At 75.2% G+C, this 26,183-nt stretch carries 26 protein-coding genes; 7 read left to right on the top strand and 19 right to left on the bottom strand.

Features of this window, described 5'->3' with window-relative positions:
- Positions 1-60: 60 nt before the first annotated feature.
- The 6 genes from KOV94_RS13755 to KOV94_RS13730 form a co-directional block, all read right to left on the bottom strand.
- Positions 61-4,428 carry a bifunctional nitrate reductase/sulfite reductase flavoprotein subunit alpha gene (locus tag KOV94_RS13755; protein WP_218052360.1) on the bottom strand — a complete coding sequence of 1,456 codons (4,368 nt, stop codon included), beginning with the start codon at positions 4,426-4,428 and terminating at the stop codon, positions 61-63.
- A gap of 31 nt (positions 4,429-4,459) precedes the next feature.
- Positions 4,460-5,845 (bottom strand): MFS transporter, encoded by a 1,386-nt coding sequence (locus KOV94_RS13750; RefSeq protein WP_218052359.1) that lies wholly within the window; start codon positions 5,843-5,845, stop codon positions 4,460-4,462.
- 139 nt (positions 5,846-5,984) lie between these two features.
- Entirely contained in the window at positions 5,985-7,049 is a 1,065-nt protein-coding gene (locus KOV94_RS13745) for an ABC transporter ATP-binding protein (RefSeq protein ID WP_308160546.1), read from the bottom strand.
- 71 nt (positions 7,050-7,120) lie between these two features.
- The gene (locus tag KOV94_RS13740; RefSeq protein WP_371852354.1) at positions 7,121-7,945 is read right to left on the bottom strand and encodes an ABC transporter permease; all 825 of its coding nucleotides are present in this window, start codon (positions 7,943-7,945) and stop codon (positions 7,121-7,123) included.
- Between the two features lie 20 nt (positions 7,946-7,965).
- On the bottom strand, positions 7,966-8,790 hold the full coding sequence (modA, locus tag KOV94_RS13735) for a molybdate ABC transporter substrate-binding protein (protein WP_218052357.1): 825 nt from the start codon (positions 8,788-8,790) through the stop codon (positions 7,966-7,968).
- Positions 8,787-9,191 carry a TOBE domain-containing protein gene (locus tag KOV94_RS13730; protein ID WP_124342746.1) on the bottom strand — a complete coding sequence of 135 codons (405 nt, stop codon included), beginning with the start codon at positions 9,189-9,191 and terminating at the stop codon, positions 8,787-8,789. The genes modA and KOV94_RS13730 overlap by 4 nt, the downstream gene beginning before the upstream one ends.
- Before the next feature lie 110 nt (positions 9,192-9,301).
- Between KOV94_RS13730 and ppk2 the strand changes: the two genes are divergently transcribed.
- Positions 9,302-10,150, top strand: coding sequence for a polyphosphate kinase 2 (ppk2, locus tag KOV94_RS13725; protein WP_124342745.1), 849 nt, complete (start codon positions 9,302-9,304; stop codon positions 10,148-10,150).
- Here the strand turns inward: ppk2 and KOV94_RS13720 are convergent.
- A complete protein-coding gene (locus KOV94_RS13720) occupies positions 10,066-10,884 on the bottom strand; it encodes a DUF2510 domain-containing protein (protein ID WP_218052356.1) in 819 nt (272 codons plus the stop codon). The genes ppk2 and KOV94_RS13720 overlap by 85 nt on opposite strands.
- A 265-nt stretch (positions 10,885-11,149) precedes the next feature.
- Here KOV94_RS13720 and nhaA point away from each other — a divergent pair, with 265 nt between their 5' ends.
- Positions 11,150-12,529: a Na+/H+ antiporter NhaA gene (gene nhaA / locus KOV94_RS13715; RefSeq protein WP_218052355.1), complete on the top strand. Its 1,380-nt coding sequence runs from the start codon at positions 11,150-11,152 to the stop codon at positions 12,527-12,529.
- Between the two features lie 64 nt (positions 12,530-12,593).
- On the opposite strand, the gene KOV94_RS13710 is transcribed toward nhaA, so the two are convergent.
- The 5 genes from KOV94_RS13710 to KOV94_RS13690 all read right to left on the bottom strand — a co-directional run bounded on the left by KOV94_RS13710 (position 12,594) and on the right by KOV94_RS13690 (position 16,604).
- The gene (locus KOV94_RS13710) at positions 12,594-13,427 is read right to left on the bottom strand and encodes an SDR family NAD(P)-dependent oxidoreductase (RefSeq protein WP_218052354.1); all 834 of its coding nucleotides are present in this window, start codon (positions 13,425-13,427) and stop codon (positions 12,594-12,596) included.
- A gap of 110 nt (positions 13,428-13,537) precedes the next feature.
- Positions 13,538-14,068: a DsbA family protein gene (locus KOV94_RS13705; protein ID WP_218052353.1), complete on the bottom strand. Its 531-nt coding sequence runs from the start codon at positions 14,066-14,068 to the stop codon at positions 13,538-13,540.
- A gap of 49 nt (positions 14,069-14,117) precedes the next feature.
- Positions 14,118-15,173, bottom strand: a complete 1,056-nt coding sequence (locus tag KOV94_RS13700; protein ID WP_218052352.1) for an NAD-dependent epimerase/dehydratase family protein — start codon at positions 15,171-15,173, stop codon at positions 14,118-14,120.
- Between the two features lie 19 nt (positions 15,174-15,192).
- Positions 15,193-16,380, bottom strand: coding sequence for a zinc-dependent alcohol dehydrogenase (locus KOV94_RS13695; RefSeq protein ID WP_218052351.1), 1,188 nt, complete (start codon positions 16,378-16,380; stop codon positions 15,193-15,195).
- Positions 16,381-16,382: 2 nt separating this feature from the next.
- Positions 16,383-16,604, bottom strand: coding sequence for a hypothetical protein (locus KOV94_RS13690; protein WP_218052350.1), 222 nt, complete (start codon positions 16,602-16,604; stop codon positions 16,383-16,385).
- Positions 16,605-16,738: 134 nt separating this feature from the next.
- Between KOV94_RS13690 and KOV94_RS13685 the strand changes: the two genes are divergently transcribed.
- The 4 genes from KOV94_RS13685 to KOV94_RS13670 are packed head-to-tail and all read left to right on the top strand — an operon-like array spanning position 16,739 to position 19,203.
- Positions 16,739-17,197, top strand: a complete 459-nt coding sequence (locus KOV94_RS13685; RefSeq protein WP_160142835.1) for a hypothetical protein — start codon at positions 16,739-16,741, stop codon at positions 17,195-17,197.
- Positions 17,194-18,423 (top strand): Nramp family divalent metal transporter, encoded by a 1,230-nt coding sequence (locus KOV94_RS13680; protein WP_218052349.1) that lies wholly within the window; start codon positions 17,194-17,196, stop codon positions 18,421-18,423. The genes KOV94_RS13685 and KOV94_RS13680 overlap by 4 nt, the downstream gene beginning before the upstream one ends.
- Entirely contained in the window at positions 18,420-18,860 is a 441-nt protein-coding gene (locus KOV94_RS13675; RefSeq protein WP_225916667.1) for a hypothetical protein, read from the top strand. The genes KOV94_RS13680 and KOV94_RS13675 overlap by 4 nt, the downstream gene beginning before the upstream one ends.
- Positions 18,847-19,203 carry a PRC-barrel domain-containing protein gene (locus KOV94_RS13670; RefSeq protein ID WP_218052348.1) on the top strand — a complete coding sequence of 119 codons (357 nt, stop codon included), beginning with the start codon at positions 18,847-18,849 and terminating at the stop codon, positions 19,201-19,203. The genes KOV94_RS13675 and KOV94_RS13670 overlap by 14 nt, the downstream gene beginning before the upstream one ends.
- Positions 19,204-19,217: 14 nt before the next feature.
- Here the strand turns inward: KOV94_RS13670 and KOV94_RS13665 are convergent, their stop codons facing one another.
- The 5 genes from KOV94_RS13665 to KOV94_RS13645 all read right to left on the bottom strand — a co-directional run bounded on the left by KOV94_RS13665 (position 19,218) and on the right by KOV94_RS13645 (position 22,538).
- Positions 19,218-19,580 (bottom strand): HepT-like ribonuclease domain-containing protein, encoded by a 363-nt coding sequence (locus tag KOV94_RS13665; protein WP_218052347.1) that lies wholly within the window; start codon positions 19,578-19,580, stop codon positions 19,218-19,220.
- A 109-nt stretch (positions 19,581-19,689) separates the two neighbouring features.
- Positions 19,690-19,986 (bottom strand): hypothetical protein, encoded by a 297-nt coding sequence (locus tag KOV94_RS13660; protein ID WP_124341976.1) that lies wholly within the window; start codon positions 19,984-19,986, stop codon positions 19,690-19,692.
- A gap of 35 nt (positions 19,987-20,021) precedes the next feature.
- A complete protein-coding gene (locus KOV94_RS13655) occupies positions 20,022-20,564 on the bottom strand; it encodes a methylated-DNA--[protein]-cysteine S-methyltransferase (RefSeq protein WP_372449472.1) in 543 nt (180 codons plus the stop codon).
- 94 nt (positions 20,565-20,658) lie between these two features.
- Positions 20,659-21,483 carry an ABC transporter permease gene (locus KOV94_RS13650; protein ID WP_218052345.1) on the bottom strand — a complete coding sequence of 275 codons (825 nt, stop codon included), beginning with the start codon at positions 21,481-21,483 and terminating at the stop codon, positions 20,659-20,661.
- Positions 21,480-22,538 carry an ATP-binding cassette domain-containing protein gene (locus tag KOV94_RS13645; RefSeq protein ID WP_124341973.1) on the bottom strand — a complete coding sequence of 353 codons (1,059 nt, stop codon included), beginning with the start codon at positions 22,536-22,538 and terminating at the stop codon, positions 21,480-21,482. Before KOV94_RS13645 ends, KOV94_RS13650 begins: the two co-directional genes overlap by 4 nt.
- Before the next feature lie 93 nt (positions 22,539-22,631).
- On the opposite strand from KOV94_RS13645, the gene KOV94_RS13640 reads away from it, so the two are divergent.
- Entirely contained in the window at positions 22,632-23,627 is a 996-nt protein-coding gene (locus KOV94_RS13640) for a helix-turn-helix transcriptional regulator (protein WP_218052344.1), read from the top strand.
- A 54-nt stretch (positions 23,628-23,681) separates the two neighbouring features.
- Here KOV94_RS13640 and KOV94_RS13635 read toward each other — a convergent pair whose 3' ends face one another.
- Complete coding sequence (locus tag KOV94_RS13635) at positions 23,682-24,323, bottom strand: nucleoside/nucleotide kinase family protein (RefSeq protein WP_124341984.1); 642 nt, start codon at positions 24,321-24,323, stop codon at positions 23,682-23,684.
- Positions 24,320-25,771 (bottom strand): mechanosensitive ion channel family protein, encoded by a 1,452-nt coding sequence (locus tag KOV94_RS13630; protein ID WP_218052343.1) that lies wholly within the window; start codon positions 25,769-25,771, stop codon positions 24,320-24,322. The genes KOV94_RS13635 and KOV94_RS13630 overlap by 4 nt, the downstream gene beginning before the upstream one ends.
- Positions 25,772-26,183: the final 412 nt, after the last annotated feature.

Genomic DNA, 26,183 nt, shown 5'->3' with positions numbered 1-26,183 from the left:
ACGACCGAGGTCAGGCGGTACTGAGGGCGCGTTCGCCGACGGGTGGCTGCGCGGTGGGCGTCAGTAGACGTCGCGCGCGTACCGGCGCTCAGACGACAGGCGCTTGACGTAGGCGGCCGCGTCGTCGGCGTCGAGGCCGCCGTGCACGGACACCACCTCGCGCAGCGCGGTGTCGACGTCCTTCGCCATGCGCGACGCGTCGCCGCACACGTAGACGTGCGCGCCGCGCTCGAGCCACGCCCACAGCTGCGGACCATGCTCGCGCATCCGGTCCTGCACGTAGACCTTCGACCGCTGGTCGCGCGAGAAGGCCGTGTCGAGGCGGGTGAGCAGCCCGTCGGAGCGCAGCGCGTCGAGCTCGTCGCGGTAGTAGAAGTCCGTCGCGGCGTGCTGCTCGCCGAAGAACAGCCAGTTGTCGCCGGCGTGCCCGAGCGCGCGCCGCTCCTGCAGGAACCCGAGGAACGGCGCGACCCCCGTGCCCGGGCCGACCATCACCATCGGCGTGGCCGGGTCGGCCGGCGGGTGGAAGTGCGTCGACGGCTGCACGTACGCGGACACCGACAGGTCCGGGCCGGCGTCGGCGAGGAACGTCGAGCACACCCCACCCCGGGCAGCGCCCGACGGCCCCTCGTACCGCACGACGGACATCGTCAGGCGGACGCGGTGCGGGTCGACGAGCGGCGACGACGAGATCGAGTACTGCCGCGGCTGGAGGCGGCGCAGCACGTCCGCCCACTCCTGGGCCGTCGCGTCGACGCGCAGCTCCCCGACGACGTCGACGGCCTGCCGTCCCCACAGCCACTTCGCGAGGTCGTTGCGGTTCTCGGAGCGCAGGAGCCGACGCAGCCGCTCGCTGCCGGACCGCTCGTGCACGAACCGCAGGAGGTCCTGCGACGGGCGCGTGGCGTCGAGCTCGTCGCGCAGCGCGACCGCGAACGGGACGGTGCCGACGCCCTCGACGGTGACCGGCGCGTCGGCGGCGACACCCGTCACGGCGAGCCACTCCTCGACCACCGACGCGGCGTTGACGGGCCGTACCGCGAGCGCGTCACCGGCCGCGTACGGCATCGGCAGCGGCGACTGCGACGTGTCGAACCAGACCTCGCGGACCTCCTTCGCGGAGCCCGGCAGGCTGAGCAGCCGGTTCCCGACGAGGCGCGCGACGCCGGGACGCGCACGCGTCGCGCGTGCGGGAACGGCCGTGGCCGGCCCGGTCGGGGCGAGGGGGCGCTCGACGACGGTCGCAGCGCCAACGAGCGGCTCACCCAGGCCGCGCGCGTCGAGCGGGTCGCCCGTGGGCCGGACGTCCGGACCCGCTCCCGGGATCGCGCCGGCGCCGGTCACCGCTCCGTCGGTGGGCGGGGCGTCGTCGGCGGGCGCGGCGGTCGCCGCGGGTCCACCGGTGAGGACCGCGACGACGCGCTCGGTCCACCGCTCGGCGGTCTCCTCGTCGCCCGGCTCGCACTCGCCGCGGTCGACGAGCCGCTGCGCGCCGAGCTCCGCCAGGCGCCGGTCGACGCGTCGGCCGTGCCCGCAGAACTGGTCGTAGCTCGAGTCGCCGAGCGCGAGGACGGCGAACCGCGACCCGTCGAGCCGCTGCGCCTCGGGGTCGGCCAGCGCCTCCCAGAACGCCGTCCCGTTGTCGGGGGCGTCGCCGTCACCGAACGTGCTGGTCACGACGACGAGGTCGGCCCGCCGCGGCAGCGCTCCGACGGCGTCGTCCATCGCGAGGACCTCGGGCGTGCGCCCGCCGTCGGCCAGCCGGGCCGCCACACGCTCGGCGACCTCCTCCGACGTGCCGGTCTGCGACGCCCACAGCACGACGAGCGGCCGCACGGGCGCGGGCGCGCGAGCCGGTCCGCCGGTCGCGGCACCCCGCGACGAGGACTGCGGTGCGCGCGAGAACATCCCGGCCAGCAGCCCGTCGACCCAGAGCGCGGACGTGCCGTCGAGCGGCGCGGTCGGCGGCAGGACGGGGGTGCCGGTGACGTCGCCGCCGCCGAGCCCGGCGAGGAAGCCCGCGAGGTAGCGGCGCTCGTCGTCGCCCAGCACGGGAGGCCCGAAGTCCTCGAGGCCCAGCGCGCCTGCGAGCGCGCGCATCGCCCGCGCACCGTCGGTCACGGCGTCGTCGCCCGTCGTCCCGTCGGGGCCGAGGGGGGAGCCGCCGGGCGACGGGTCCACCTCGCCCGCGTCGGTCGCCGCCGGCGTGCCGGCCACGGGAACGGGCGGCGGGGCGACCAGCGTGACGGACACCGCGCACACCTTGAGCTCGGGCTGGAACGACAGCGGGTCGACGGCGTCGTTGGTGACGGCGTTGACGGACAGGTACTCGCCGAACAGGTCGTTCCAGTGGAACGGCGCGAACAGCGACCCGGGCCGCACGCGGTCGGTGACGACGACGGGCAGGACGGCCCGGCCGCGGCGGGACGCGACCTCGACGGTCGCGCCGTCGACGACGTCGAGGCGTGCCGCGTCGTCCGGGTGCAGCTCGACGAACGGGCCGGGGTTGAGCTTGGTGAGCTTCGCGACGCGGCCCGTCTTGGTGAGCGTGTGCCACTGGTGCTGGACGCGGCCGGTGTTGAGCAGGAACGGGTAGTCGTCGTCCGGCATCTCCTTCGCCGGCAGGTGCGGGCGCGCGTGGAAGACGGCCCGGCCCGACGGGGTGGCGAACCGCAGGCGCGGGACGGTGCCGTCGTCGTCCACCAGCAGCGGCTGGTGGACCCCGTCGTTGACGTACCGGACGGGGTTGCGGGCGGGCCCGTCCGGCGACGCGGACGGCCACTGCACGGGCGCGGCGCGCAGCCGGTCGTACGTGACGCCGCGCAGGTCGTAGCCGGTGCGCGGGTTCGTGGTCCGCCGGATCTCCTCGAACACCTCCTCCGACGACGCGTACGCGAAGCCGGGGTAGCCCATCGCGGTGGCGACGCGCGCGATCAGCACCCAGTCGGGCAGCGCCTCGCCGGGCGGGTCGAGCGCGCGGCGGGCGAGCGTCATGCTGCGCTCGCTGTTGACCATGACGCCGTCGCCCTCGGTCCACATCGCCGCGGGGAGCACGACGTCGGCGTACGCGTTGGTCTCGGTCTCGGCGTACACGTCCTGCGTGACGACGAGCTCGGCGTTCTCCAGGCCCTCGATGACCGTGCGGCGGTTCGCGACGGACGCGACCGGGTTGGTGCAGATCACCCAGCACGCCTTGATGTCACCCGCGGCCATCTGCTCGAACATCTCGATCGTGCCGCGCCCGACGCCGTCGGACCGGATGGTGCCCGCGGGCAGGTCCCAGAGGTCCTCGACGAACGCCCGGTCCGCGGGGTCGAGCACCGTGCGCTGGCCGGGCAGGCCGGGGCCCATGTAGCCCATCTCGCGGCCGCCCATGGCGTTCGGCTGGCCTGTGAGGGAGAACGGTCCGCTCCCCTGCCGGCAGATCGCGCCGGTCGCCAGGTGCAGGTTCACCAGCGCGTTCGTGTTCCAGGTGCCGTGCGTCGACTGGTTGAGCCCCATCGTCCAGCAGGACACCCAGTTCTCCGCGCCCGCGATCAGCGCCGCCGCCGCCCGCAGGTCCTCCTCCGCGACACCCGTGATGCTCGCGACGACGTCCGGCGGGTAGTCGGCGAGGAGCTCCGGCATCGCGTCCCAGCCCTCGGTGTGCGCCGCGACGAACTCGTCGTCGACCGCGCCCGCCTCGACGAGCAGGTGCAGCAGTCCGTTGAGCAGCGCGATGTCCGTGCCGGACCTCACCTGCAGGAACAGGTCGGCCTTCTCCGCGGTCGCCGTGCGGCGCGGGTCGACCACGATGAGCTTCGCCCCCGCCTTGACCCGGTCGAGCAGCCGCAGGAACAGGATCGGGTGGCAGTCGGCCATGTTCGCGCCGATGACGAGGAACACGTCGGCGTGGTCGAGGTCGTCGTACGACCCGGGCGGGCCGTCCGAGCCGAGCGACAGCTTGTAGCCGGTGCCCGCGCTCGCCATGCACAGCCGCGAGTTCGACTCGATCTGGTTGGTGCGCAGGTACCCCTTGGCGAGCTTGTTCGCGAGGTACTGCGCCTCGATGCTCATCTGCCCCGACACGTACAGCGCGACGGCGTCGGGCCCGTCCCGGTCGACGATCTCGCGCAACCGCCGCGCGACGGTCGCGACCGCCTCGTCGACGCCCGTCGGGACGGGCTCCGACCCGCGCTCGGGCCGCACGAGCGCGGTCGACAGCCGCCCGCCCGCCGCGAGCAGGTCGGCCGTCGTCGCGCCCTTGGTGCACAGCCGCCCGTGGTTCGCCGGGTGCGTCTTGTCACCGCTCGCCCTGCGGACCGTGCGGCCCGTGCCGTCGTCGACGACGTCGAGCACCAGGCCGCAGCCCACACCGCAGTACGAGCACACGGTGGCGACCTGGGTCGTCGCCGTGTGCTCGTGCTGCGCGGTCGCGATCGCCGTCACGCTGGGATGTCCTCCGGGGCCGGGGGCAGGGTCAGATGACGGTGGAGCCGAAGGCCGAGCCGCGGCGCCGGTAGACCGCCCACGTGGTGAGGGCCATGACCGCGTACGTCCCGACGATCACCCAGAGTGCCGCCTGGATGTTTCCGGTCAGTGACGTCGAGACGGCGAACCCGCGGGGCACGAGGAACCCGCCGATCGCGCCGACGGCGCCCGCGATGCCGATGCAGCCCGCCGCGGCCTTCGCGCGGCTCGCACGCGTCTCGTCGGTCGCGCCGAACCGGAACACCGCGGGGATCATCCGGTAGACCGAGCCGTTGCCCGCGCCCGTCGCCACGAAGAGCAGCAGGAACGACAGGAAGAAGCCGAGGAAGTGGTGCGCCCGCAGGGCGACGATCACGCCGACGGTCCCCGCGGCCATGACCGCGAAGGCGGCGATCGTGACGGTCGAGCCGCCGAACCGGTCCGCGAGGATGCCGCCGACGGGCCGCGCGACCGAGCCGACCAGCGCCCCGGCGAACGCGATCGAGAGCGTCACCTCGGGGAACTGGGCCTGGAGCAGCGTCGGGAACGCCCCGGAGAACCCGATGAACGAGCCGAACGTCCCGATGTAGATGAACGAGATGATCCACGTGTGCTTGTCGCGCGTCGCGACGCCGTACGCGCGCGGGTCGGCCTTGGCGTTCGACAGGTTGTCCATGAACCGCCAGGCGAGGAACGCGGCCAGGATCGCGAGCGGGATGAACATGAGCCCCGCACGCTCGAGCTGCAGGCCGGCCGCACCGACGACGACGAGCGGCACCGCGAACTGCACCGCGGCGGTGCCGATGTTGCCGCCCGCGGCGTTCAGCCCGAGCGCCCGGCCCTTCTCCGCCTCGGGGTAGAAGAACGAGATGTTCGCCATGGACGACGCGAAGTTGCCGCCACCGACGCCCGCGAGCGCCGCGATGCCGAGCAGGGCGCCGAACGACGTCTCGGGGTTCTGCACCGCGATCGCGAGCGCGCTCGTGGGGACGAGGAGCAGGAGCGCGGACACGATCGTCCAGTTGCGCCCGCCGAACAGCGGGACCGCGAACGTGTAGGGGATGCGCAGCGACGCGCCGACGAGGCTCGGCACGGCGATCAGCCAGAACATCTGGTCGACGGTCAGGTCGAAGCCCGCGGCGGGCAGCCGCGGCACGACGATGCTCCACAGCGCCCAGACGGCGAACCCGAGGAACTCCGCGAAGATCGACAGGCCGAGGTTGCGCGCCGCGATCGCCTTGCCGACCGAGCGCCACTGGGCGGTGTCCTCGGGGTTCCAGCCGTCGATCCAGCGGCCGGGGCGGACGGTGAGCGGCGCACCGGTCGCGACGGGGGTCGCGCCGGTGGTGGTCGTGGTCGACGCCTCGGCGTCGGGGGTCGCGAGCGGTGTCGCCATGGGGACCTCCGGGAGGGATGGGGGCTCGGACGCAGGCGACGCTACGAACGGCATGTTTCGTCCCGCCCACCGGCCGCGTTGCGCGGCGGGAACAGTTCCCGCACGGGGTGCCGGACGCGGCTGTGAGGTCGCGGCCGCGTCAGCTCAGCGGGCGGAGGCGCTGCTCGGTGTGCGGCACGGACAGCACGAGCGGTGCGCCGACCTGCAGGTCGAGCACGGCGAGGTCGGCCGGGCGGACGTCGACCAGGACGTCCCCGCTGGTCCGGACCCGCACGCCCGTCGTCCCCGGTTCGAGGTCGACGACGCGGGTCTCCCAGCGCACGACGCCCGTCGCGGGCTCGTGCGCCGTCGCGGCCCGGTGCGCCTCCACCGCGGACGGCGCGAAGGTCAGCCGGGCGAGGGTGCCGGCGCGGAGGCCAGGGGGGCACGGGACGCGCAGGCCGTCGGCCGTGACGACCGCCGGGCCGGACGCGTCGTCGGCGACCGTGCCGAGGAGGAGGTTCGTGCCGCCCAGCGCGGCCGTGAACGGGTGCGCGGGGTCGGCGAGCACGTCGACGGGCCGACCGCGCTCCACGACCGTGCCGTCGACGAGGACCAGCACCTCGTCGGCGAGCGTGAGCGCGTCGACCGCGTCGTGCGTGACCAGCACCGTGGCGGTCCCGGTGGCGCGGACCTGCTGCCGGACGACGTCCCGCAGTGCCGCGGCGGTCCGGACGTCGAGCTGCGCGAACGGCTCGTCGAGCAGCAGTGCCGCGGGGTGCGCGGCGAGCGCACGCGCGAGCGCGACGCGCTGGCGCTGCCCGCCCGAGAGCGCGGTCGGCCGCCGGTCGGCGAGCCCGGCCAGGTCGACGCGGCCGAGCCACTCGTCCGCCTCGGCCCGTGCCGACCGTGCGCTCGCGCCGCCGCGCGCCCGCACCGCGAAGGCGACGTTCTCGCGTGCGCTGAGGTGCGGGAAGACGAGCGGGTCCTGGCCGAGCAGCCCGACGGACCGGCGCTCGGGACGCACGACCGTCGCACGGCCGCCGGGAGGGACGTCGGTGAGGACCCGCTCCCCCGACCGGACGGTGCCGTCGTCCGGGACGAGCAGGCCCGCGAGGACGTCGAGGAGCGTCGACTTGCCCGCACCGTTCGGGCCGAGCACCGCGACGACCGTGCCGGGTTCGACGTGCAGCGCGGCGTCGAGCGCGAAGGCCCCGCGCCGCACGCGGACGTCCGCCACGAGCGTCCCGGACGGACCCGGCAACCCGCGCGCGCCGGCCGGCCCGGGTACCCCGCTCACGCCGCCCGCCCGGGTCGCCATGCGCGCGCCGCGAGCAGCACGGCGACCGCGGCGGCGACCAGGAGGAGCGACAGGGCGACGGCGGTGCCCTGCGAGACGCCCGCGCCGTTGAACGCGGCGTAGATCGCGAGCGGCATCGTCCGGGTGACGCCCGCGGTGCTGCCCGCGAACAACGCGGTCGCGCCGAACTCACCGAGCGCCCGCGCGAAGCACAGCACCGTGCCGCTGACCAGGCCCGGCGCGACGAGCGGCAGCGTCACGCGGCGCAGCACGGTCCACCGGCCCGCGCCCAGGGTCGCGGCGACCGTCTCGTAGCGCGTGCCGACCGTCCGCAGCGCGCCCTCGACGCCCAGGACGAGGAACGGCATCGCGACGAACGTCTGCGCGATGACGACGGCGAGCGTCGTGAACGGGATGGTCACGCCGAACCACGTGTCGAGCGCCTGCCCGAGCAGCCCGCGACGGCCCAGGAGGAACAGCAGCGCGATGCCCCCGACGGTCGGCGGCAGGACCAGCGGGAGCGTGACGAGCGCGCGCAGCACGTCGGCCGTCCACCCGCGGGACCGGGCCAGCACCACGGCGAGCGGCACACCCAGCAGCAGGCAGGCGACGGTCGACGCGGTCGACGTCACGAGCGACAGCCCGAGCGCGGACAGCGCCTCGGGCGACGTGACGTCGGCGGGCAGCGACCCCCAGTCGGCGCGCACGACGAGCGCGACGACGGGGAGCACGAGCAGACCCAGCGCGAGCGCCGCCGGCAGCCTCAGCAGCAGCGGGGTGACGCTCGCCGCGCGGTGGTCGGCCGTCCGGGACGCCGGCACCCGCTCGGCCCACGCGGCTGTCACGGCGCGGCGAACCCCCGGTCGGCGAGCACCTGCTGACCGGCGTCCGAGAGCACGAGGTCGACGAACGCCTGGGCGACCTCGGCGTCCTGCGCGGAGCGGGAGCCCGTGCCGAGCACCGCGATCGGGTACCGGTTCACGACGTCCGCGGCCTCGTCGACGTCGATCCCCTCGACGTCGTCACCGGCGGCGAGCACGTCGGTGCGGTAGACGAGCCCGGCGTCGGCCTCCCCCGCGACGACCTTGGTGAGCACGGCGGTGACGTTCTGCTCCTCGCTCGCGGGCGTCAGGGCCACGCCGGCGGCGTCGAGGACCTTCCGCGCCGCGGCGCCGCACGGCACCTGCGCGGCGCACAGCACGACGCGACCGCCCGACGACGCGAGCGCGGCGAGGTCGGCGAGCGACGCGATCCCGTGCGGGTTGCCGGCGGGCACGACGATCTGGAGCGTGTTCGTCGCGAACAGCGTCGGCGCCCCCTCGACGAGGCCCGCGTCGTCGACCGTGCCCATGGTCGTCTCGTCGGCGGACGCGAACACGTCGGCGCGAGCGCCCTCGACGAGCTGCGTCGCGAGCGTGGACGACCCGTCGTAGGTGGTGGGCTGGACGTCGACGCCGGGGTGCGCGTCCGCGAAGTCGGCGGTGAGCTCGTCGAACGCGCCCTTCAGCGACGCGGCCGCGAACACGGTGAGCGTGCCGCTGAGGGCGTCGGCCGACCCGCTCGCCCCGGTCGCCGGGGACTCGGGCTCGGCGGCCGAGCACCCGGCGACCGCGACGAGCGCGACGACGGCTCCGACGAGTGCGCGGGTGCCTCGACTGCGTGTCATCGACTTCCTCCCGACGTCTCGACGACGACCGTCGTCGCCTTCACGACCGCGACCGCGAGCGACCCGACCTCGAGGCCGAGGTCGCGGACCGCCTCGCTGGACATGAGGGACACGACCCGGAACGGGCCGCACTGCATCTCCACCTGCGCCATGACGGTGTCGGTGACGACACGGGTGACGAGCCCTGGGAGCCGGTTGCGCGCGGACGTGCCGTGCGACGCGGGGTCGGCGGGCGCGTGCGCCCGCTCGACGGCGACGACCGCGAGCGCTGCACCGTCGACGGTCGCGCGCCCGGCGTCGTCGGGGGCGGCCACCAGCACGCCCGCGTCGACCCAGCGTCGGACGGTGTCGTCGCTGACGCCGAGCAGCTCGGCGGCCTCACTGATCCGGAAACGCGTCACGACCCGCCATGATAGTCCGCATCTGCGGAACAGTCACGCCTCCTGTGCCGCAGCAGCGGATCTCGGGCGGTCGAGCCGCGCGCAGCGCTCACCAGCAGTAACGTCCCGTCATGGCGAAGAAGGGCAAGGGCGCCAAGCGCCACGACGGGAAGATCTCGAACGACGTCTACGAAGCCGAGCTGTTCCGCCTCCAGGCCGAGCTCGTCAAGGTCCAGCAGTGGGTGCGGCACACCGGGGCACGGGTCGTCGTGATCTTCGAGGGACGCGACGCGGCCGGCAAGGGCGGCACCATCAAGCGGATCAGCGAGTACCTCTCCCCCCGCGTCGTGCGCATCGCGGCGCTGCCCACCCCGACCGAGCGCGAGAAGGGCCAGTGGTACTACCAGCGCTACGTCGCACAGCTGCCGGCGGCGGGCGAGGTCGTGCTGTTCGACCGGTCCTGGTACAACCGCGCGGGCGTCGAGAAGGTCATGGGCTTCTGCACGCCGCAGGAGTACTCGCGGTTCATGCGGCAGACGCCGATCTTCGAGCAGATGCTCGTCGAGGACGGGATCCTGCTGCGCAAGTACTGGTTCTCCGTGTCCGACCAGGAGCAGCTGCGGCGGTTCAAGTCACGCCTGAACGACCCCGTCCGGCAGTGGAAGCTGAGCCCGATGGACCTGGAGTCCATCAGCCGGTGGGAGGACTACTCGCGCGCCAAGGACGAGATGCTCGTGCACACCGACGTGCCCTCGAGCCCGTGGTACATCGTCGAGTCGGACGTCAAGAAGCACGCGCGGCTCAACATGATGTCGCACCTGCTGTCGACGATCCCGTACACGGACGTGCCGCACGAGGAGGTGCACCTGCCCGACCGGCCCGCCGCGTCCAACGGCTACCAGCGCCCCCCGCGCGAGCTGTCGACGTACGTGCCCGACCACGTCGCCCAGCTCATGGGCGACCCGGAGAAGCACCTCTGAGTCACATCCCGAGGGAGATCTCCAGACCGAGCGACAGCAGGTAGAGCAGCGCGGCACCGACCGACAGGCACAGCCCGACGATCGACCGTGCCATCCCGACCGCCGTGGGGGTGCCCGTCCCGCCGGATCGCGCGCGCCCTCGCCACACCCTTCGCCCCGACCCAGATCGCGAGCCCCGACGCGACGACGTAGGGCGTGAACAGCATGATCACGAGCACGACGACCCCGGCGACCAGGGCCCACGTCGCGAACGTGTTGGTCGTGTCGACGGGCGCGCCCCACGGCGCACCCGGCGCGGTGGGCGCCCCGCCCCACGGTGCGGGGTTCGCCGGGACACGGCCGGACGCACCACCGGGCGCGTAGCCGCCGACGCCCGACGCGGGCGCGTACCCGCTCACCGTCGACGCCGGGGCGTACGAGCCACCCGCGGCCCCCGACGAGTACCGGCCGCCGAAGCTCGCGGGGCCGGTCGACACAGGGCTCGTCGCCGCCGGGGTGGCGGACCAGCCGGTCTGCTGCGGGCCCCACGTCTGCGCCGCCGCGACCTGCGGGACGACGGCCGTCGCCGCGGTCGGCGCGGCCGGTCCGGCGGCGGGGAACCCGGGCGCGACGGCCGCCGTCGCGGGTCGCGGCTCGACGTGCTCCGTCCAGCGGCCGCCGTCCCACCACCGCAGCTGCGCCGCGTCGTGCGGGTCGGGGTACCAGGCGGCGGGCGGGGACGCGGGGGTCGTCATGGGAGGCTCCTCGGCGGCGGGACGGACGGACCCTAGCGTCGGGCGCTCGCGCGCGAGGCCGTCCTGAGCCAGGACCACCGGTTCGGCCCAACCCCGACGGCGACGCCGTGGCCGACGCCGACCGCACTCCCCCGCGCCGTGGTACCAGCAGCCTGGCGCCCCGCTCGCGCGGCGGTACCAGCAGCCCGGCGCACCGCCCGTGCGCCAGCGCCCGCGCACCGGGCCCGGATTGCGGTCGGGCCGCCGCACCTGCGACGTTGGGCCGGTGACGGCTCCCCCCACGACGCCCGGGCCGGCGCTGCGCGTCCGCGTCCCCGCCCTCAACCCGTCCGTGCGCCGCTTCCTGTCCACCGAGGCGGGCAGCGCCGTCGCGCTCCTCGCCGCGACCGTGCTCGCGCTCGTCTGGGCGAACAGCGCCTGGGCTGACGCGTACGAGGCGCTCTGGGAGACGACGGCGGGCTTCCACATCGGGTCGATGTCGCTCGAGCTGGACCTGCACCACTGGGTCAACGACGCCGCGATGGCGGTGTTCTTCGCGGTGGTCGGGCTCGAGATCTCCCGCGAGGCGACGAGCGGCGAGCTGCGCGACCGGCGGACCGTCGCGGTGCCCGCGCTCGGCGCGCTCGGCGGGCTGCTCGTGCCCGTGCTCATCTACCTGGCGTTCACGGCCGGGACGGACGCGGCGCACGGCTGGGGCGTCGTGATGTCGACCGACACCGCGTTCCTGGTCGGCGTGCTCGCGCTGTTCGGGCCGCGCTGCCCCGACCGGCTGCGGCTGTTCCTGCTGACGCTCGCGATCGTCGACGACATCGGCGCGATCACCGTCATGGCGGTCTTCTACTCCGACGACGTCGACCTCGCGGCGCTCGGCGTCGCGGCGCTCGTCGTCGTCGGCATGGCCGTCATGCGCTGGCTGCGGGTCTGGCAGCTCACGCCGTACGTGCTCGCGGGCGTCGCTCTCTGGATGGCCGTGCAGGCGTCCGGCGTGCACGCGACCCTGGCGGGCGTGCTGGTCGGGCTCCTGGTCCCGGCGACCGTCCCGCAGCGTGAGCAGGTCGAGGCCGTCCCCGTCTACGCGGGTGACCTGGTCGACGACACGACCGCCGAGCGCGAGCACCTCGCCGAGCTCGCCGCGCGCGCGGCGGTCCCGACGAGCGACCGCCTCCAGCGGATCCTGCACCCGTGGTCCGCGTACCTCGTCGTGCCGCTGTTCGGCCTCGCGAACGCGGGCGTCGTGCTCGACGCGCAGACGCTGTCCGACGCGGCGGGCTCGCGCGTGACGATCGGCGTCGCGGTCGCGCTCGTCGTCGGGAACGCGGTCGGCATCACCGGAGCCTCGACCCTCGCGATCCGCGCCGGGCTCGGCGACCTCCCCGGGCGCGTCCGGTACGGGCACCTGCTCGGCGGCGCGGTGCTCGCGGGCATCGGGTTCACCATCTCGCTGTTCATCGCCCAGCTCGCGTTCGGCGACCAGCCGGACGTGCTGTCGGAGGCGAAGATCGGCATCCTCGCAGGCTCGCTCGTCGCCGCCGTCGCGGGGTCGGTCCTGCTGCGCTGGCTCGGCGAGAAGCTGCCGCTGTGCTCGCCCGCGACCGACGGTCCCCCGCCCGCGCTGCCGCCGCTGCCGTGGCGCGCGCCGGAGTGACGCCCACGAGCCGCTGGCCGGACCGTCGCCCGTCAGCCGCCCGGCCGGAGCCTCGGCGCGGGGGTCAGGCGAGCGGGTCGTCCTCGCCCCACGTCGGCAGCCGCAGCCGCCGCGCGTCGGTCGCGAGCAGCCGCTCGGCGGCGGCCCGCAGGGAGGCGGGCGTGTCGGCGCCTGCGCGCACGAACCGGCCCGACAGGTCGTCGAGCTCGCCGTCGCCGAACGCGCGCACGAGCTCCGCGACGTCCTCGACGGGCGTCCACGCGGTGCGCCCGTCGTGCGCGGGCATCCCGCCCGTCATGTCCGTCGCGACGACACCGGGGGCGAGGTCGAGCACGCGCAGGCCGTGGTCGCGGTACTGCGCGTCGAGCATCGTCGTGAGCCGCGCGAGCGCGCCCTTGCTGACGTAGTAGCCGGTGTACGCGCCGCCGGGGTTGACGCCCGCGCCCGAGTTCATGTTGAGCACGCGTCCCCCGCCGCGCGCGAGCATGCCCGGCAGCACGGCACGCGTGACCAGCAGCGGCCCGCGCACGTTGGTCTCGACGACACGCCACGTGTCCTCGACGTCGTCGTCGGCGAACGGCACCTCGGCGCGCTCGATGACGCCCGCGTTGTTGACGAGCAGGCCGACACCGCCGAGGTCCTCGAACGCGGTCTCGACGCGCGCGACGGCGTCGAGGACGGCGGTCGCGTCGATCAGGTCCCCCGCGGCGACCGTCACGCGCGCCCCCGTCTCCGCGACCTCCTCCGCGACGGCGTCGAGGTGCGCCCGGGTCCGTCCGACGAGCGCGACGGCCCAGCCCGCCCGTGCGAGGCCGAGCGCGACGCCGCGGCCGATGCCGCGGCCGGCGCCGGTCACGAGGGCGGTACGAGGGACGGGCAGGGCGGCGTCGGTGGTCACCGGGCCATGCTGCCGCAGGTCGCGCGGGTGCGCCGGGCGACGGCCGGGGACGCACCGGACGACGCCCGGGGGCCGGGCGGGCGCGTGCGGCGGGACCGTCGCCGCCGCGGTCAGACGGGGATGCCGCGGCGCCGCGCAGCCGCGACGACCGCGGCGCGCAGCGTCTCGACCTGCGGCTTGCCGGCCTGCACCACGCCGTCGACGAGGATGGTCGGCGTGCCGCGGACACCCTGCTCGACCGCGGCGAGGTAGTCGGACTCGACGGCGGGCGCGAACGCCTGCGCCGCCTCGCCCGCGACGAGCGCGGGGTCGATGCCGAGGTCGCGGGCGTACCGGCGCAGGTCGGGCTCGGCGAGGCGGTCCTGGTGCGCGAGGAGCACCGCGTGCAGGTCCCAGAACCGCCCGACGCTCGCCGCGGCCTCCGACGCGAGCGCGGCGGTGAGCGCGTACGGGTGCACCTCGAACAGCGGGAAGTGCCGCCACACGAGCCGGGCGAGCCCGTCGGACGTGTCGACGACCTCCCGGAGCTCGGGCGCGGCGGCCCGGCAGTACGGGCACTCGAGGTCGCCGAACTCGAGGATCGTCACGGGGGCGTCCGGGTTGCCGTAGACGTGCCGCTCGGGGGCGAGGTCAGGCGTCATGCGTCGATCCTGCCCGACGAGGTCGCGGCGCGACGGCCCGACGTGGTGGTCAGCGCCGGCGCGGGAGGCGGCGCGGCAGCAACGGCGGGCTCGCGGTGCCCGCGCCGTCGACCATGCCCTCGACGACGTCCCGCAGCGCGTCGACGCCGGACCACGACGCGCGCCAGCCGAGCTCGCGCTCGGCGCGCGACGTGTCGAGGATCGGCGCGTTGACCGCCATGTCGAGCCACCCCGGGCCGACCGGCACGACGCGCGCGTGCCACGCGGTCGCGAGGGCCGCCCGGACGACGGGCACGGGCACCTCGCGCACGGGGGTGTCCTCGCCGCCGACGACGCGTGCGACGTCCTCGGCGTGCAGGACCTGCGGCGCGGCGATGTTGAACGCGCCGCGCACCTGGCGCACGACGGCCTCGCGGTACGCCGAGCCGACGTCGTCGGCGTGCACGGCCTGGAGCCGGACGCCCGCGGGCCACGGCAGCACGGGCACCTTGCCGCCGAGGAGGCGCTCGGGCACGAACGGGCCGAGGAACAGCCCGGTGATCTCGTGCCCGGCGGCGCGCTGGAAGATCAGCGCGGGCCGCAGCCGCGCGACGGCCAGGTCGGGGTGCGTCTCCTCGTACTCGTCGAGCAGCCGCTCCTGCGCGGCCTTGTCGACGCTGTACTGCGAGCTGCGCACGCCGTCGGTCGCCCAGCCCTCCGACCGCGGGACGTCGTCCGGGGCCGGCGCGTACGCGCCGACCGACGACGCGGCGACGACGTGCGGCACCCCGGCCCGGACCACGGCCTCGAGCACGCGCCGCGTGCCCGTGACGTTGACGTCGGCGAGCCGGCGCCGGTCGTGGCTCGGCTGGATCGCCCACGCGAGGTGCACGACGGCGTCCGCACCCGCGAACGCGCGGGCCAGGTCCGCGACGACCTCGTCGTCCGGCACGCGCGCCCCGATGTCGACGGGCACCCACGACGCGACGTCGTACGGCGGGGGTGGCGTGGTGCGCGGCGTGCGGCGTGCGATCCCGACGACCGACGTCACCGTCCCGTCGTCCCGCAGCCGCCGCAGCACCGCGGTGCCGACGTTCCCGCTGGCACCCACCACGACGACCCTCATGCCACGCCCCCGCCTCGACTCATGCGCCCGGGTCCAGGACGACCTTGATGCAGCCGTCCTCCTTCTTCTGGAACATCTCGTACGCGCCCGGCGCGTCCTCGAGCGGCACGCGGTGCGTGCGCAGGTCGAGCACGCCGAGCGGGTCGGTCGGGTCGGCCGCGAGCGGCAGGATCGCGTCGGTCCACCGGCGCACGTTCGCCTGACCGAACCGGAACGTGAGCTGCCGGTCGAAGATGTCCATGAGCGGGAACGGGTCGACCGCGCCGCCGTAGACGCCCGACACCGACACCGTCCCGCCGCGCCGCACGCACTCGATCGCGGTGCGCAGCGCGGCGAGCCGGTCGACTCCCGCCTTCTCCATGAACGACCGCGCGACCGCGTCCGGCAGGACGACGGCGGCGCGCTGCGCCCCCGCGGCGACCGGCGAGCCGTGCGCCTCCATGCCGACGGCGTCGATCGCCGCGTCCGCACCGCGGCCCTCGGTGAGCTCGCGCACCGCCTCGAGCACGTCCTCGCGCGCGTCGACCACCTCGATGCCGTGGCGGCGCGCCATGTCCAGGCGCTCCGGGACGAGGTCGACGCCGATCACGCGCGCCGCGCCGCGGTGCCGGGCGATCCGCGCGGCCATCTGGCCGATCGGGCCGAGCCCCACGACGAGGACGCTGCCTCCCGCGGGGACGTCGGCGTACTCGACAGCCTGCCAGGCCGTGGGCAGCACGTCGGACAGGTACAGGTAGCGCTCGTCGGGCTCCCCGTCGTCGGGCACCACGACCGGTCCGTAGTGCGCCTGCGGCACGCGCAGGTACTGCGCCTGACCACCTGGGACGCTCCCGTACAACGACGTGTAGCCGAACAGCGCGGCGCCCTTGTCCTGCTCGTGCACCTGCGTCGTCTCGCACTGCGACTGCAGCCCGCGGCGGCACATGAAGCACGTGCCGCACGCGATGCCGAACGGCACCACGACGCGGTCGCCGACGCGCAGGCTCTGGACCCCCGGCCCCACGGCCTCGACGACACCCATCGCCTCGTGGCCGAGGATGTCGCCCTTGTCGAGGTACGCCCCCAGGAACCCGTACAGGTGCAGGTCGGACCCGCAGATCGCGGTCGACGTCACGCGGACGATCGCGTCCGTCGGTTCCTGGATCGTCGGGTCGGCCACCGTCTCGACCGACACCTTCTCGCGGGCCTGCCAGGTGAGGGCCCGCATGCTCAGCCCTCCCGCGGGTTGAGGTTGGCGGGGTCGGCGTCGGGGTCGTCGTACCCGGTGCCCTCCTCGCCGGACGCGGACGCGCCGGTCCGCGGGTTCAGCATGCCGGGGTCGGCGTCCGGGTCGGGCGTCTCGCCCTCGACGGACCGGGCCGTCGGGGTGCTGGTGTCGTCGGGCGGCAGCGTGCCGTCGGGGGTGGTGGGGGTGTCGTCGGGGGTCGTCATCCAGCCACGGTCACACCGTGCGCGGCATGGCGCATCTCGAGCGGACGCGAGCCCGACGGGCACGAACCCGACCGACCGGCGAGCACCCGACCGCTCCGCGTGCGCCCCCGACGACCGGGCGTCACGATGCGTCCATGCAGGTCCCACGCCGCGCGGGCCTCGGTGCGCTCCTCGTCGCGGCCACGCTCGCCGGGTGCGCCGTGCCGTCGACGCAGACGTCGGCCGACGACGCCCGCGCGCTCGCCGACGCGCTCGCCCCCGTCACGTCCGCGGTCCAGACGGCGCTCGTCGCGACCGACCTCCTCGACCGCGACCGGGCCACCGCCTCGACCGTCGACACGGCGCTGCTCGACCAGCTCACCGTGCTCCAGGACGCCGCCGGAGCCGTCGCGACGCTCGTCCCCGCACCCGGTCCCGGCAGGGACCAGCAGGCCGAGGCGCTCGCGGCCGTGCACGACGCCGAGGCCGCGGTCGCGGCGGCGCGCGCGTGGGCGACGGGCGCCGGCGGCTCGGTCGACGAGGTGACGGCCGCGCTCGACGACGCCGCGACGACCGTCGACGACCTCACCACCGCGCTGGAGCAGGCGTCGTGAAGCGTCTGCTCGGCGTCGCGCTCGGCGTGCTCACCGCGATCGGCGGCTTCCTCGACATCGGCGACCTCGTGACCAACGCAGTCGTGGGCTCGAGGTTCGGGCTCAACCTCGCGTGGGTCGTCGTGGTCGGCGTCATCGGGATCTGCCTGTTCGCGCAGATGTCGGGCCGCGTCGCCGCCGTGTCCGAGCGCGCGACGTTCGAGATCATCCGCGAGCGCCTCGGACCCCGCACGGCCGGCGCGAACCTCGTCGCGTCGTTCCTCATCAACCTCCTCACGCTCACCGCGGAGGTCGGCGGCATCGCGCTCGCGCTGCAGCTCGCGTCGAGCGTCGAGCCGCGGCTGTGGATCCCGGTCGCGGCGCTCGCCGTCTGGCTCGTCATCTGGCGCACCAAGTTCTCGGTGCTGGAGAACGTCACCGGCCTGCTCGGGCTCACGCTCGTCGTGTTCGCCGTCGCGCTGTTCCTGCTCGGCCCGGACTGGTCCGAGCTCGCCGACCAGGCGCTCTCGCCGACCGTGCCCGGCGACGAGGGGCCCGCGCTCTACTGGTACTACGCGATCGCGCTGTTCGGCGCCGCGATGACGCCGTACGAGGTGTTCTTCTTCTCGTCCGGCGCGCGCGAGGAGCGGTGGACCGTCAAGGACGTCGCGCAGTCGCGCGTCAACGTCTTCGTGGGCTTCCCGTTCGGCGGGGTCCTGTCGATCGCGATCGCCGCCTGCGCGGCCGTCGTGTTCCTGCCGCACTCGGTCGAGGTGTCGTCGCTGTCGCAGATCGTGCTGCCCGTCGCGCTCGCGGGCGGCAAGCTCGCGCTCGCCGTCGTCCTCGTCGGCATCGTCGCCGCGACGTTCGGCGCCGCACTCGAGACCGGCCTGTCGTCGGGGTACACGCTCGCGCAGTTCTTCGGCTGGTCGTGGGGCAAGTACCGCCGGCCGTCGCACGCCGCACGGTTCCACCTCACGATGATCATCGCGCTGCTGGTCGCCGTCCTCGTCCTCATGACGAGCGTCGACCCGATCCGCGTGACCGAGTTCTCCGTCGTCTTCTCGGCCGTCGCGCTGCCGCTCACCTACCTGCCGATCCTGCTCGTCGCGAACGACCCCGAGTACATGGGGAAGCACGTCAACGGGCGCGCGACGAACGCGCTCGCGCTCGTCTACCTCGTCATCATCCTCGTCGCGTCCCTCGCGGCGATCCCGCTGCTCATCGCCACCGGAGGCGGGTCATGAGCCCACGCGTGCGCCGCTCGGCGCTCCCCCACGACCCGTCCGAGCCGCTCCCGGTGGGACCGCGCCCCGCCGGACGCGTCCTCGACGCCCGCCTGCACCTGCTCGACCGGCAGACGCTCGACGTCGACGACCTCCAGGTCGCGACCGTCGACGACCTCGAGCTCGCCCCGCCCGCCGGCACGTCCGGCCCGCTCACGGGCGACACCCCCGTCCACGTCGTCGCGCTCCTGTCCGGGCCGGTCCTCGCGACCCGGATCTTCGGCGGCCGACCGCCCGCGTCCCGGCTGCACCGCATCCTCTGGCGGCACGTCACCGACGTCGGCACGACGGTCCGGCTCGGCGTCCGGGGCGAGGACCTCGACGTCCTGTGGGTCGAGCGGTGGGTCCGCGACCACGTGGTCGGCCGCATCCCGGGAGGCCGCCATGATCCTGAGTGACCTGCTCGACACGCCCGTCCGTTCGCCGTCCGGCGACCCGCTCGGGTTCGTCGTCGACATGCGCCTGGTCCTCGACGGGCCGCTCGACGGCGGGCTCCTCGTGCAGCCGCGCGTGCACGGGCTGATCGTCAGCCCGCGCACCGGATCCTCGTTCCTCGGCTACGAGCGTTCCGACGTCCGCTCACCAGCGGTCCTGGCCCGCTGGCTGCGGTGGCGGCACCGCGGCACGTTCCTCGTGCACTGGGAGGACGTCGCGACCGCCGACGCCGACGCCGTGGTCCTCGCCGACGGCTACCGCCGCTGGTCCCCGGCCTTCCCGGAGGGCGCGCACCGCCGCTCCTGACGGTCGGCCCGCGTTCAGCCCGCGAGGCCCAGGTCGTCGAGCAGCGCGGGGATCCGCGTCCGCAGCGTCTCCCACACGAACTCGTCGTTCACCGTGTCGTCGTGGTGCGCGACGAGGTCGCGCATGCGCTGCACCTTGACCCACTCGACGGCCGGGTGCTCCGCCTTGAACTCTGCCGGGAGCGTCTCGACGACCGTCGCGACCTCGACGATCTGCTCGCGACCCGCGGCGCGCAGGACCTGCCCGTCGACGCCGTCGTCGAGGTAGGCGTCGCGCCCCTTGGCGACGATCGCCGCCACGAGGCGCCCGATCCGGGCGAGGTCGGCCAACCGGTGCGCGACACGATCGTCGGAGCGCGCGCGGTCGACGCCGCTCACAGCGGGACGGCCTCGCGACGGGCCCGGTCCATCACCGGCCCGGCGCCCCAGCCCGAGATGACGTCGACGTGGACAGGCCCAGCTCGAACGGGTAGAGGTGCGCCGCACGTCAGCCGAGGCCGCGATGCAGCGACCAGAGGACGGCGGCGCGGTCGGCGGCTGCGGCGACGAGGTCGCGGAGCTCCGGGCGGTCCGGGACGTGGAAGGAGACGTAGGCGCCGCGGCCGCCCGCGACGGGTCGGCCGTAGGCCTTCGCGGCGAGCGTGCCGTCCGGGAGCAGGCGCACGTTGAGCGTCTGGAGGCGGAACTCCTCGCCGCGGCGCTCGTCGGTCCACTGCAGGTGCTCGGGGATCGTGACGTTGATGGCGAGGGCGCTGACGACGACGTCGTCGTCGGGTGCGGTCATGCCGCCATCCTCGCGCGCCCCGGTCGGCCGGGTCGTCAGAACAGCGTCGCGTCGGCGGCGACCGGCGGGCGCTCGAGGTCGAGCAGGAACCGCTTGCGTTCGACGCCGGCGGCGAAGCCGGTGAGCGTGCCGTTCGCGCCGATGACGCGGTGGCACGGGACGACGACGGCGATGCGGTTGGCGCCGTTCGCGGCACCGACGGCACGGGACGAGGTGCGCGGGTCGTACCCGATGTCGGCGGCGAGCGCGCCGTAGGACCACGTCTCGCCGTACGGGATGCGGAGCAGCCCTTCCCAGACGCGCACCTGGAACGCGGAGCCCTGCAGCGCGACGTCGAGGTCGAACTCGTGGCGCTCACCCGCGAGGTACTCCGTGAGCTGCGACCGGGCGGCGGTCAGCGCGGTGTCGTCGCGGTCGCCGTGCTCGCCGGACGCGGTCACGTTGCGCTCGCGCGTCGACGGCAGCAGCAGCCCGGTGAGCACCTCGCCGACGCCGATCAGCGTGACCAGCCCCATGCCGGACTCGACGACCGTGTGCACCGTCGGCCCGTCCGGCCGCTCGACCACCCGCACACCCATGCCGCTCATCCTGCCCGCTCCCTCCGACACCCCGGCACGCGACCGCCGCGCGCCCTCCTGACGGGAAGACGCGCGGCGGCCGCGGTGCGTGAGGTCAGTCCGTCGAGCGGACGATCGTGCGCACCCCGACGACCAGACCGACGGCCGCCGTCGCCAGCGCCGCGAGCCAGCCCCACCCGACCGCCGTCGCCGACAGGTCGCCCGCGAACAGCGCACGCTCGGCGTCGACGACCCACCGCAGCGGGTTGACGGTCGACGCGGCCCGCATCCACGCCGGGCCGGTCTCGAGCGGCAGGAGCATCCCCGACAGGATGAGCAGCGGGAACAGGAACGTCTGCTGCACGACCCAGAACATCCACTCCTGCTTGCGGACGGCGATGGCCAGCGCGTAGGACAGCGAGCCGATGCCGATGCCCAGGACGGCGAGCATGAGGATCCCGACGACGCCCCCGACGGGGTCCGCGCGGAAGCCGAACGGCAGCATGACGAGGACGACGACCACGGCCTGCGCGGTGAGCGGCACCATCTCCTTGAGCGAGCGCCCGACGAGCTGCGACGAGCGGGACAGCGGGGTGACGAGCATCCGCTCGTGCGCGCCCGTCTGCATCTCCTGCTGCAGGTTCGCGCCGGTCGTCGACGTGCCGAACAGCGTCGTCATGACGAGGATCGCGGGGACGAACCACTGCCACACGTCCGCGCCGGACAGGCCCTGCTCCCCCACCGACCCGACGAGCAGCGGCCCGAACAGGCCGAGGAAGACGAGCGGCTGGACCAGGCCGAAGACGACCGAGAACGGCTCACGGACGACGGGCCGGAGCTCGCGGGTCATGACGAGCCTGACGTCGGAGAACCACGAGCGCCGGACGGCCGGCGTGGCGGTCGACGTGGTGACGGGCGGGGTGAGCGTGGCGGTGCTCATGCGGCGTCCTTCCGGGTCTGCGGGTCGGTGGCGGTCGGGTCGGCGGCCGGGTCGGCGCCGGTGGAGTCGGGGGGTGCGCCCTCGTCGCGCAGGCTGCGGCCCGTGAGCGCGAGGAAGACGTCGTCGAGGGTGGGTCGGATCGCCTGTGCGGTCGCGACCGTGATCCCCGCGGCGGACGCGGCGACGACGACGCCGGGGACCGTCGCGGGCGCGTCGGCGACCCGCGCGCTCACCGCGGAGCGGTCGACGGTGACGTCGCGCGCGCCCGGGACCCGGGCGACGAGCTCCGCGAGCCGCGCGGCCGCAGACCCGACGTCCGCGGGCCGGCCGTCGTCCCCCGCGACCTCGAGCACCAGGCGGTCGCCCGCGAGGGTGCGCTTGAGGCCGTCCGCGGTGTCGTCCGCGATGACGCGCCCGTGGTCCACGACCACGACCCGCTCGGCCATCGTGTCGGCCTCGTCGAGGTAGTGCGTCGTGAGGACGATCGTCATGTCCCGCTCGGCCCGCAGCCGCAGGATGTGGTCCCACAGGTTCGCGCGCGTCTGCGGGTCGAGCCCGGTGCTGGGCTCGTCGAGGAACAGCAGGCGCGGCGCGTGCACGAGGCCGAGTGCGACGTCGAGCCGGCGTCGCTGGCCGCCCGACAGGTCCGACACCTTGCGGCGCGCGAGCGGGCGCAGGTCGAGCGCGTCGAGCAGGTCGTCGGCACGGCGGCGCGCGGTGCGCGCGTCGAGCCCGTAGATGCGGCCCTGCGCGACGATCTCGTCGGCGGCGCGCTGCACGTGCCCGGCGCCGTTGCCCTGCCCGACGTAGCCGATGCTGCGGCGGACCGCGGCGGGGTCCGTGGTGATCTCGGCGCCCGCGACGGTCGCGGTGCCGGCGGTCGGGCGGATCAGCGTCGTGAGCATGCGCATCGTGGTCGTCTTGCCGGCGCCGTTCGGGCCGAGCACGGCGACGAGCTCGCCGGGCGCGACGTCCAGGTCGATGCCGCGCACGGCGTGCACGGTCTCGGTGCGGCTGACCACGAAGTCCTTCGTGAGCCCGCGGGTGCGGATCATGGGCCTCTCCCCTGTCGTCCGGATCGGTACGTCACCCATGCTTCCGGCGATAGCGGTCAGATCCTGTCCGCTACCTCGTGGCAGTCTGAGCAGATGTCGACGCCGTCCGCCCGCCTGCTGTCCCTGCTGTCGCTGCTGCAGTCCCGCCGCGACTGGCCCGGCGACGTGCTCGCCGACCGGCTCGGCGTCAGCCCGCGCACCGTGCGGCGCGACGTCGACCGCCTGCGCGACCTCGGCTACCCCGTGCACGCCACCAAGGGACCCGACGGCGGGTACCGGCTCGACGCCGGGAGCCAGATGCCGCCGCTGCTGCTCGACGACGAGCAGGTCGTGGCGCTCGTCGTCGCGCTGCGGACCGCGTCCACCGGGATCGCGGGCGTCGACGAGGCCGCGCTGCGCGCCCTCACCACCGTCCGCCAGGTCATGCCCGCCCGGCTGCGCGCCGCCGCCGACGCCCTCCAGGTCACAGCCGTCGCGCGCGCTCCGCGCCGCGACCAGCCGCAGGTCGCGGCCGACGTGCTGCTCGCCGTCGGCACCGCCGTCCGCGCGCGGGAGGTGCTGCGGTTCGACTACGCCGGCGGCTCGTCCGAGGGCGGCGGCTCGTCCGAGAGCGGCCACCCGGACGCGTTCGTCCCGCCGCGCAAGGCGGAGCCGCACCACCTCGTCACGTGGGGCGGCCGCTGGTACCTCGTCGGGTGGGACCTCGACCGCGCCGACTGGCGCACCTACCGCGTCGACCGGATGACGCCGCGCACGCCGACCGGTCCGCGGTTCGCACCGCGCGACCTGCCCGGCGGCGACGTCGCCGCGTACGTCGCCGACAAGTTCGGGCAGGCGGTGCCGTGGCCGTGCGTCGGCGAGGTCGAGCTCGAGATGCCCGCCGACGACGTGCGCCGCTGGGCCGGCCGGGGCGCGGTCGTCGAGGACCTCGGCGGCGGCCGGACGCGGCTCGTGCAGGGTGCGTGGTCGTGGGACGGGCTCGCGGCGATGTCCGCGCTGTTCGGCGTGCCGCTGCGCGTCGTCGGGCCGCCCGACCTGCGCGACGCCGTGCTGCGCCTGACCGGTCGACTCACCGCCGCGCTCGGCTGACCGGTCGCCGCGCCGGTCCGCATCCGCGTGCGCCGGGCGGGCACGGCACGCCGGTCAGCGACCGCGGTCGACGAGCGCCGGGTGCGCCGGGTCGTCCACGCGGACGACGACGTCCGCGACGTCCTCCGGCGCGACCTCGTCGGCATAGCGGTCGACCGCCGGCAGGGTCCACGCGTCGACGTCGGCCGTGCGCCGCACGAGCGTCGCGGGCCGCACCGCGAGGTGCACCGTGAGGTCGGCGGCCAGGCCGAGCCCCAGCAGCAGGTCGCCGTCCAGGACGAGGACCGCACCGTCGGGCGCCTGCGCGTACGGCGCCCGCGTTGCCCGGTCCGTCACCGGGTCCCACAGCGTCGGCAGGTAGCGGCCCGACGCGACGAACGGCGTCAGCACCTCCCGCTCGAGCGCTCCGACGTCCACGCGGTCCTCGAGGTACGCGTCGGGGTCGTGCCGCCCGTGCTCGAGCCGCAGCGACGCGGGCCGCAGGAAGTCCACGACGCGCACCCGGACCGCCGCCCGGCCCGCCGCGCGCAGCGGCGCGACGAGCGCATCGGCGAGCTCACCGGGCGCGGTCGCCGCGGCACCGTCCACCACGACCACCCGTCGCCCGCCGTCGGGAACCCGCCCCACCACGTGCGCGACGACACCCTCGTGCGTCACCGGCCGGACGACGACCTGCCCGTCGCCCGACCGCGTCACCCGCGCGTCCCCGGGTCGGTCTCCTCCGCGTGCTGCTCGCGCTCGTCGAACACGTCCTGACCGGGTCCCTGGAACGAACGCGAGCGTTCGAGCGCCTCGATGCTGCCCGTGAACAGGCGCGCGTCCTGCGCGGCCGGTGGCATGAGGAGCGTGTCCTCGACGGTGTCCCGGGCGCGCTCGCGGCGCGTGCGCGGGGTGCCGTCGTCCGGTGCGGGCTCGTCCGGCCGCGGGAGGTCGTCGGGCCGTACGCGGTCGCCGGCCCGCACGCGGTCGCCGGGCCGTGCGTCGTCGGACCGTCCGTCGCCGCGTCGGTCGGGCGGCTCGGCGAGCGGGCCCCGCGCCTCCCAGCGCGTCCGCGGCAGCCCCTCGGGCGCCTCGCGCTGGAGCCAGCCCACCAGTCCTTCGCGCACGTAGCACCGCAGGTCGAACAGCGTGGGCGCGTCGCGCGCGCTCGCCAGCACCCGGACGCGCACGGCTCCGCCGACCGCGTCCGTGACCTGGAGGATGCCGACACGGCCGTCCCACAGGTCCGTCGCCTCGAGCAGCCGGGTCAGCTCGGCGCGCATCGCGTCGACCGGGACCTCCCAGTCGAGGTCCAGCTCGACGGTGCCCAGCAGGTCGGCCTGGCGTCGGGTCCAGTTCTCGAACGGCGTCGTCGTGAAGTGGGTCGACGGCAGGATGAGGCGCCGGTCGTCCCACACGTGCACGACGACGTACGTGAGGGTGATCTCCTCGATCCGCCCCCACTCGCCGTCGACCACCACGACGTCGTCGACGCGGATCGCGTCGGTGAACGCGAGCTGCATCCCGGCGAACAGGTTGGCGAGCGAGCTCTGGGCGGCGAGGCCCGCGACGATCGACAGCAGCCCGGCCGACGCGAGCAGGCTCGCGCCGAACGTCCGCGCCGACGGGAAGGTCAGCAGGATCGCCGCGATCGCGCAGACCACGAGCACGGCGACGGTGATGCGGCGCAGCAGCTGCACCTGCGTGCGCACGCGCCGGGCGCGCCGGTTGTCCTCGACGTCGATCCGGTACCGCGCGAGCGCGGCGTCCTCGAGCACGAACGCGAGGCTCCCGACCAGCCACGCGAGCGTGACGATCAGCAGGATGAGCAGCACGTGCTCGACGGTGACGCGCCACGGCGCGGGCTCGGTGCTGAGCCGCAGCGCGACCCAGACGCCGACGACGAGCAGCACGGCCCGGGTGGGGCGGCGCGACCGCCGGGTCAGGTCGGCCGCGACGGCCGAGCGGCGCGCGAGGCGCCGGACGAGCACGCCCACGAGCATCGCGAGGAGGTACGCGGCGACGACGCCCGCCGCGACGGCGAGCACGGGACCGACGACGTTGCCCACCTCCTCGACGACGGACTCGTCGGGAGCGGGCGTGGCCTCGGGGGCGGGGACGGTCAGGCGGGGGCGCAGGGCCGCGGTCGGCAGGGTCGGCGGCATCCCGCCAGCGTAGGAGGGCGGGCGCGGACGCACCTGCGCAGGGCGCGCGGCGCCGGCTCGAGCGGCGTCCTGACGCGGGTGGACGAGGGTCTACGCGTGGCCGAGCGGTCCGGCGTAGGCGCCTCGTCCCGGGCGGATGGTCCCGGGCGGATGGTGCCGGGCGGACGGTGCCGGGCGGACGGCGCCGGGCAGGTCGTGCCGGGGTGCCGACAAGCAGGCGCCCCGCCCCCGACGTACGGGGGCGGGGCGCTCGAGAGGCGTCTCGCCGGCACGAGGCGTGGCGCACTCCTGAACCCTGACGGGCGGCCCTGCTCTCGCCTGGGCCCTCGACTCGCGGTCGTGATCCGCAGATGGCCGAACCCCGGCTGCGTCGGAGGATCGGCTGAGACCATTTGACCACTGCTTGGCGTGG

This window comes from Cellulomonas algicola (assembly GCF_019024305.1).
GTDB classification, from domain to species: Bacteria; Actinomycetota; Actinomycetes; order Actinomycetales; family Cellulomonadaceae; genus Cellulomonas; species Cellulomonas algicola.
This window is presented reverse-complemented; position numbering and strand designations above follow the sequence as displayed.